General features: G+C 60.9%; 2 protein-coding genes. Both read right to left on the minus strand.

Annotation, left to right across the window (positions count from 1 at the left end):
- Nucleotides 1-48: 48 nt before the first annotated feature.
- On the minus strand, nucleotides 49-201 hold the full coding sequence (locus AACY52_RS28970) for a hypothetical protein (RefSeq protein ID WP_339548644.1): 153 nt from the start codon (nucleotides 199-201) through the stop codon (nucleotides 49-51).
- A gap of 45 nt (nucleotides 202-246) precedes the next feature.
- Nucleotides 247-696: integrase core domain-containing protein (locus AACY52_RS28975; RefSeq protein WP_339561165.1), on the minus strand; the 450-nt coding region annotated here is incomplete at its 5' end.

Consider the following 696-nt stretch of genomic DNA (forward strand, 5'->3'; position numbering starts at 1 on the left):
CTCTAGACTTGCACCGAAAGCTGTACGACAGCGCGAGCCAGCTCGACGCTAGCTGGTCGCTGGCTTCTCCGAGATCATCAGAGAGAACGCCGTGATCTCCTCAAGGTGGGGGAATTCGTCCGTCTCCCGGCCCCACCAGCTCTGCGCATCTTTGTAAAAGATGTGCAGGAATTTGTGGTAGCGATCGTAGAACTCGGACATGTTCAGTTTCGGCCGCTTGATCCCCGCTGACCTGCCCCTGAAGTTTCACCCAGAAGCGGTTAGAGTCTCGGCGGATGTTACGCCGTTCGGCGCGGTGTGAGCAACGTGCGATCGGCGGAGCTGGTCGGGGTTGCGCAGCCGATCGCACGTTGCGGTGAGGTGGGCGGCATAGGCCGCAGGGGTCAGATAGCCGAGCGAGGAATGCGGGCGTTGGCCGTTGTAGTCGCCGACCCAATCCGCAATCTTCGCTCGGGCGTGATCGAGGCCGAAGAACAAGGTTTCGTTGAGAAGCTCGTCCCGCATCCGGCCGTTGAAGCTTTCACAGAAGCCGTTCTGCATCGGCTTGCCCGGCGCAATGAAGTGCCAGTCAATCTTGTTCTCCTCCGACCAGGCCAGCATGGCATTGCAGGTGAACTCGGTGCCGTTGTCGGAGACGATCATGTCCGGCTTGCCGCGCTGATTGATCAGCGCCGTCAGTTCGCGCGCCACCCGCCG

Source organism: Pseudomonas sp. EA_65y_Pfl1_P113, from assembly GCF_963970525.1.
GTDB classification, from domain to species: domain Bacteria; phylum Pseudomonadota; class Gammaproteobacteria; order Pseudomonadales; family Pseudomonadaceae; genus Aquipseudomonas; species Aquipseudomonas tritici.